The sequence below is a fragment of the Micromonospora sp. A3M-1-15 genome, assembly GCF_024213425.1.
In the GTDB taxonomy this organism is placed as follows: Bacteria; Actinomycetota; Actinomycetes; order Mycobacteriales; family Micromonosporaceae; genus Micromonospora; species Micromonospora chersina.
In genome coordinates, this window is sequence record NZ_JANAVK010000001.1 from 1710075 (window position 1) to 1716503 (window position 6429).

The 6429-nt window shown below is 75.3% G+C and carries 5 protein-coding genes and 1 pseudogene; 2 read left to right on the top strand and 4 right to left on the bottom strand.

Features of this window, described 5'->3' with window-relative positions; genetic code table 11:
• The first annotated feature begins 10 nt into the window (after positions 1–10).
• On the top strand, positions 11–2389 hold the full coding sequence (locus tag NLX85_RS07880) for a transposase (RefSeq protein WP_254332837.1): 2379 nt from the start codon (positions 11–13) through the stop codon (positions 2387–2389).
• A gap of 136 nt (positions 2390–2525) precedes the next feature.
• A complete protein-coding gene (locus NLX85_RS07885; protein WP_254332845.1) occupies positions 2526–3749 on the top strand; it encodes an ABC transporter substrate-binding protein in 1224 nt (407 codons plus the stop codon).
• 119 nt (positions 3750–3868) lie between these two features.
• On the opposite strand, the gene NLX85_RS07890 is transcribed toward NLX85_RS07885, so the two are convergent.
• The 4 genes and pseudogenes from NLX85_RS07890 to NLX85_RS07905 all read right to left on the bottom strand — a co-directional run.
• Positions 3869–4462 (bottom strand): ATP/GTP-binding protein, encoded by a 594-nt coding sequence (locus NLX85_RS07890; protein WP_091314194.1) that lies wholly within the window; start codon positions 4460–4462, stop codon positions 3869–3871.
• 1 nt (position 4463) lies between these two features.
• Positions 4464–4841: a DUF742 domain-containing protein gene (locus NLX85_RS07895; protein WP_189193574.1), complete on the bottom strand. Its 378-nt coding sequence runs from the start codon at positions 4839–4841 to the stop codon at positions 4464–4466.
• A 100-nt stretch (positions 4842–4941) separates the two neighbouring features.
• The gene (locus NLX85_RS07900; RefSeq protein ID WP_089011242.1) at positions 4942–5346 is read right to left on the bottom strand and encodes a roadblock/LC7 domain-containing protein; all 405 of its coding nucleotides are present in this window, start codon (positions 5344–5346) and stop codon (positions 4942–4944) included.
• Positions 5343–6429: pseudogene (locus NLX85_RS07905) on the bottom strand (ATPase); the annotation flags it as partial. The gene NLX85_RS07900 and the pseudogene NLX85_RS07905, both read right to left, overlap by 4 nt.

Consider the following 6429-nt stretch of genomic DNA (forward strand, 5'->3'; position numbering starts at 1 on the left):
AGCAAGACCTGTGTCCCGGGAGGAGGACGACGCCGTGGCGCTCGTGCGCGTGTACTGCGGTCTGGCCTCGGCGGATCCGGCCGACCGGTCGGCTTCGGCCGGATCGGCGCTGACGTCCGCTGTGGTCGACGACGCAGGCCGTCTGCTGCATGTCTGCGAGATCGGTGACGACCCGGCTGGCTACGCCCAGCTGGTCGCGCTGCTCGTGGAGCGGTCGGGCGGGCCGAGCGGCGCGGCGATCGCGGCCGACAGCGACGACCACACCGTCACCTCGCTGCTCAGCGCGGCGGGTCGGCCGCTGGCGATCGCGGACGACGACTCGGTCGACGACTTCGCGGAGCGCTTCGCCGACGACGACTCGCTGGAGGAGATGCAGTCCCCGCCGGCCGAACGGCGGGCGGTCGGGCTGGCCCGGGCGCTCCAGGCCGGCGCGCTCTCCGCGGTGACCCTCCCGGCGCCCCGCGACCTCGCCAACTACAAGCAGGTCCTCGCGGCGCACGCGGCGCTGGCCAGCGGCCGGCACTCCGCCGCGGTGGCGCTGCGCGAGGTCCTCCGCGAGCTCTACCCGGCCGCGCTGCGCGCCTACCCCGACCCGGCCGAGCCGGTCTCCCTGGCGGTCCTCGACGCGCTGCCCGAGCCGGGCATGCTCACCGGCACGGTGACCCGGGGCCGCGAGGTCGCGGTCGCGGCGGACGCCGTCGCCGCGCACCTGGCCGCCGAGGGCGTGGCAGACGCCGACAGCATCAACGACGCGGTGACCGCGCTGCGGGTCGCCATCTCCGAAACGCCCCGACGGGCCGCCGTCAACCGGGCGCTCACCGCCGCCGTCGCCGAGACCGTGCGGCAGGCGGTCGCCTCGGTGCGGGCCTGCGACGCCGGCTGCGACGCGCTGGTCGGCGCACTGAGCGCCCGGGTCACCACGCCCGTCCCGGCACCCGGTCGCCGAGCCGCCGCCCGTCGCGGCGAGCAGGTCGAGGAGCTGGCCCCGTCGGCCGCCTCCGGTCTGCGCCCGGTGCGCCCGACCGAGCCCGAGCCGGTCCTGGAGCAGGCCGCCCGGCGCGGTCGCCCCGACCCGACCCAGGGACTGGTGGGTCGGCGCAGCCGCCCCGAGCCGGTCTCCGGTCCGGCCGCCCCGCCCTCGCCCCGGCCGCTCGGTCCGCCACCGGTGGCCCCCGCGCCGGTCACGCCGCCGCCCGTGGCCCCCGCCCCGGTCACTCCGGCCGCCAACCTGGGCCGGCCGACCTCGGCGCCACCGGCCCGTTACGAGTCGACCGGCGCGCCGCTGCCGTCCCGGGTGGACGGGCCGACCAACCGGCCGATCTCCGCGCCCCCACCGCCGCCGCCCGGGATCACCCCGATCGCGCCGGCGCAGCGCGGCGCCGTGCCGCCGGCCGAGGCCGGGGAACCGTTCCGTCCGACGCTGACCACCGCGGCGATCAACAAGGCACGGGCCGAGCGGCAGCGCACGGTCATCCCGCCGCGGCCGAAGACCAACCAGGAGCCGCCGACCGGTGGTTTCAGCGCCACCGACCTCACCATCCCGGTGCCGACGCCCCGCCCCGGCCAGGAGTCCGCTCCTCCGGGCTCCCGGGCCAACTGGCCGCTTGTCAACAACGGCGAGGACCAGGACGACCGGGCCAAGGAGACGGCCTACCCGTACGGGCGGGGCGTGGACGCGCCGAGCGACCCGGGCCGGGTAACCCCGCCGTGGCTCGCCGACGACCTGCCGCAGGAGCCGCCGATGCTGCGGCTCGTGGAGCCGCCGCCGCTGGCCGACCGCGCGCTGCGCGACGAGCTGAACCCGCCGACCGACCCCGGGCTGGACGCGCCGCCGCTGCGGCTGGTCGACCGGCCGGAGGCCAACCGCGCGAGCCGACCGGCGCCCCGCGCCGAGGCGCCCGCCCCGCTGGAGCGGCGGCCCGCGCCGAAGGAGCACCGGCCGCCGCCGGTGTCCGACGAGGGCGACGGCGACCTGCTGATCTTCGCGCAGGCGAAGTCCGCCTGGTTCGTCGGGCACGGCGACGAGGCCGACCTGGACTGGGCGACCACCGCGGACACCGGCTGGCAGGCGGCCGAGCAGGCGGCCCGCCCGTCGGTGGGCTCGGAGACCAAGGCCGGCCTGCCCAAGCGGGTCCCGCAGGCCAACCTCGTGCCCGGCTCGCCGCTGCGCGAGGAGCGTCCACTGCGGATCGTCCGGAACGCGGCAAGCCTCGCCGAGAACACCACCGGATACTTCCGGGGTTGGCGGCGCGGCCAGGAGATCGGCGGCTTCGCGGTCGGCGGCCGCCCCGGCCGGGAGGCGGCCGGCGGCTGGGACTTCAGCCGGGACACCGGCGACCGCGACGACGACCGGGAATACGAGTACCGGTCCGCCGGCTACCGGTCCTGATCGGAGTCACATCCCGCCCCACCTGCGTGTTCCTGCCCACACCCGGATAATTTGACGCCGGGTCCGGCCGGCCGGGAGCATACCCGGCGGACCAGCCGGCGGCGGGCGTTCGCCGGGGGTGGGAAAGGCGGCTCCAATGGCGACACCGGCATTCGACTCCTCGCTACTCACCCGGCGGGGCATCCTCGCCGCGGCGGCCGGCAGCCTGCTGCTCGCCGGCTGCGGGCAGCAGGGCGAGCGTCCGGACGACGGGTCCTCGGCCAGCAGTGCCCCCGGCGACCAGGACCTGGTCGTCGGCGCCAGCCTGGAACTGACCGGCCCTGGCGCCGCGCTCGGCGTGCCCCAGCAGCGGGCCCTGGAGATCCGCGCGGACGCGCTGAACAAGGTCGGCATCCAGGTCGGCAACCTGCGGCCCTCGGTGCGGCTGGAGATCCGGGACAACCGCAGCGACCCGCGGGAGGCGGCCCGGCAGGCCGCCGAGCTGACCCGCAAGGGCGCGCAGGTCCTGGTCGGCGGCGCCCTGGCGGAGACCTCGACGGCCATCGCCGAGGTCGCCCAGAAGCTCAAGACGCCGTTCCTCTCCGTGGGCTTCGGTGACGGCATCGTGCTGCCGCTCGCCGATCGCACCTTCACGTACAAGCTCACGCCGGACGCCGCCGACATGGCCCGCCGGCTGGCGGACCTCGCCGCGGCGCAGCGGGTACGGCGGGTCGCCCTGCTGGCCGCCGACGGGCTGCACGGCGACTCCGGCGTACGGGCGGTGCGCACAGCGCTGCGCGACGCCGGCGTGGACCTGGTCCGCACGGTCCGGCTGCCCGCCACCGGGGAGAGCTTCGCCGGCGCCGCCCGGCGGGTCGCCACAGTGGAGCCGGACGGGGTCGTCGTCTGGGGCACCGCCCCGGATTCGGGCGTGGCGGCCCGGGAACTGCGCCGCGCCGACTACACCGGACCGCTCTACTTCGACGCCGGCGCGGTGGCCGCGGCCACCCTCAGCGACGCCAACGCGCGCGCGGTCGAGGGCGCGTACGTCGTGCACCCGGCCTGCCTGGACACCTCCGCGTTGACCGCGACCAGCACGACCGCCCTGGAGCGGCGGGACTTCGACTACCGCTACATCCAGCGGTACCGCAGCTCCAACGGCTCCGCCCCGTACGCGGCGGACGCGCTCCAACTGGTCGCCGCGTCGGCCCGGATGGCCGCGAGCCTCGACCGTGGACGGCTGCGGGCGTTCCTGCAGGCACAGCTGGCCGACGGCATCGCCGGCGGTTACGCCTTCACGCCGAGCAGGCACGGCGGCATGGAGCCCGACTCGCTGGCCATCTACATGGTCGCGCAGGGCGCCTGGCGGTTGTTCGCCTGACCCCCGGGGCCGGTGACCGTCCCTTCGGGACGGTCACCGGCCGGGTGCGCAGCGTGTCGACCGGCGAACAGCGAGAAGCGCCCGGTGGCCGATGGCCGCCGGGCGCTTCGTCACCTGGGTCAGGCGGGGGCGACGGCCCGCGAGCGCCGCATGGTGAGCACGTACTCGACCAGCGAGATCAGCACGTGCTTCGTCGACTCCCGGTTACGGGCGTCGCAGGCCACCACCGGCACGTCCGGGGAGATCGCGAGCGCGTCCCGGACGTCCTGCGGGTCGTGGTACTGCATCCCGTCGAAGCAGTTGATGGCCACCAGGTACGGCAACCGCCGGTGCTCGAAGAAGTCGATCGCGGCGAAGCAGTCGGCCAGTCGACGCGTGTCGACCAGCACCACGGCGCCGATCGCGCCCCGGACCAGTTCATCCCACATGAACCAGAACCGGGTCTGACCCGGCGTACCGAACAGGTACAGGATCAGATCGCGGTCGATCGAGATACGGCCGAAATCCATCGCCACCGTGGTCGTCGTCTTGCCCGGCACCTGCCGGGTGTCGTCGACGCCCACGCCGGCGGAGGTCATGATCGCCTCGGTGGTCAGCGGCGTGATCTCCGAGACCGAGCCGACCAGCGTCGTCTTGCCGACGCCGAATCCACCGGCGATAACGATCTTCGCCGACGTCACGCGCCCGCTCGGGGCCGGCGGCCGGTGCGACATGTCAGAGCCTGCGAAGTCCACTCAGCACCCTCTCCAGCAGTTCAGTGCCCACCGCGTCGTCGGAGTCTTCCAAAATGGTCGGCTCGTGGACCGCGACCAGGCCGTCCGTCGCCATGTCGGCGATGAGCACCCGGGCCACGCCGAGCGGAAGCTGCATCCGCGCCGCGATCTCGGCAAGCGACTGCACGCGTCCGTCACACAGCGCGGCGATGTACTGGTGCTCACGGCCCTGGCCACCGTTGCCAGTGGCAACTGACCGGCCGCGCACCGTCGTCTCGACGAGCGCCTCCAGGGCGATCTCGAGCCGGGGGCGGGTACGACCGCGGGTCACGGCGTATGGACGGACCAACGCTCCGGTCGGTTCGTCACGATCGACCATGTCGCCGCTCACCTCCTTCGTACCCGGCACCGGCTCGCCCCGGTGGTGTTCGTCCTTGTCGTAGTTGTTGCCGCTTCTGACCCACCGGTCAGCGCGTCGTTCAGCCCATCATCCCGACAGCCGTACGCGGCTGCGGGGTCAGAGCGTCGCCCACCCGGTCGACGAGCAGGGCCATCTCGTAACCGACCTGCCCGACGTCGCAGCTTCGCGCGGCGAGCACGGCGAAGGACGAGCCGTCCGAGATGGACATCAGGAACAGGAAGCCGTTGTCCATCTCGACGACGGTCTGCAGCACCGCCCCGCCCTCGAAGCAGCGCGCCGCGCCCTGGGTCAGGCTGACCAGGCCGGACGAGATCGCCGCGAGCTGGTCCGCGCGGTCCCGAGGAAGGTCACGGGACGAAGCGAGGAGCAGGCCGTCGGCGGAGACCGCGACCGCGTGCGCCACACCGGGCACCCGGTCGGCGAAGTTGGCGAGCAGCCATCCGAGATCCTGCGTAGTTGTCATCCTTGTTGCTCCTTCTGCCCGCTCCCGGCCACTGGGCCTGAGCCAGACTGCGAGGACTGCTGCCCGCCCGGAGTCGCCTCCGGGCCGGCGGAGTTGCTGTCGGTCGGGTTGTTACGCCCCCGCTGCACGCCCCGATGGTAGGCCGAGAGCAGACCCCGTACGCCTTCCGGCGTGCGGCGCTGCACCGACGTGGCCGGCTTCTCGACGCCACCGGGCACGAGCTGCGCCATCGGCTTCCGCTTCGGCAGGCCCTTCTGGGTGGTCTCCGCGACCGGCACCTCGGTGGCCGCCGAAGCGGCCCGCCAACCGTCGTCGGCCGCGGTCTGCCAACCGGGCTGCGGCGGGGCGGCGGGCTGCCGGGTCGGCAGCGCACCGGCGAACCCGGGACGGCTGCCCCCGTTCGCCGCGCCGTTGTCGTGCGGCGCTCCGCCGGCCGTCGGAGTGTGTGCCATCGGCGTGTTACCTGTCGTCCCGGGTGGTGTCTGCTGCACGGCCCGACCGGCGGCGTCGACCTTGGCGAACTGCTGGGTCGCCGCGCCGCTGGACGCGGCCGGCTGTGCTGCGGCCGCCTCCTCTTTGGGCCCCGGCCGGCTGGTGCGGAACCAGGCCGACTCGAGCTCTCGGAAGATCGGCAGCTCCATCGTCTCGTCCGCGTACCGCTGGCGGTTGCCCGGCTGCTGCGGCGTGGTCGGCCGCGGCGCGGGGGCCGGTGCGTTGACGGCCGGCGGCGTCTCCGGGCGGGTGACCCGGGGCAGCTCGGTCGTCATGTCCAGGCCGGCGGCGAGCCGCTCCGGCACCGCCGGGGCGGCGGCCTGGTCGGGCGTGGCGACCGGCGGCCAGACCGGCGGGGCGCCGACGTGCGGCGCGGGAGCCGGCGGGGCGGGACGCGGCGGCACCTGGGTCACCGGCGGCACCGGGGCCGGGTGGCCCGCGGCGGGCGCGGCCGACACCGGCTGGCCGAAGGCCGGCACACCCGACACCGGGTAGCCCTGCGCCGGCGAACCGGAGACGGGGTAACCGGAGGCCGGCGCCCCGGAGACGGGGTAACCGGAAGCCGGCGCCCCCGACACGGGGTAACCGGAG

What these genes read in the sequence shown, in the direction of transcription:
- NLX85_RS07885 (WP_254332845.1), top strand. Translation starts at nt 2,526, where the DNA reads ATGGCGACACCGGCATTCGACTCCTCGCTACTCACCCGGCGGGGCATC.
- NLX85_RS07890 (WP_091314194.1), bottom strand. Translation starts at nt 4,462, where the DNA reads ATGTCGCACCGGCCGCCGGCCCCGAGCGGGCGCGTGACGTCGGCGAAG.
- NLX85_RS07895 (WP_189193574.1), bottom strand. Translation starts at nt 4,841, where the DNA reads ATGGTCGATCGTGACGAACCGACCGGAGCGTTGGTCCGTCCATACGCC.
- NLX85_RS07900 (WP_089011242.1), bottom strand. Translation starts at nt 5,346, where the DNA reads ATGACAACTACGCAGGATCTCGGATGGCTGCTCGCCAACTTCGCCGAC.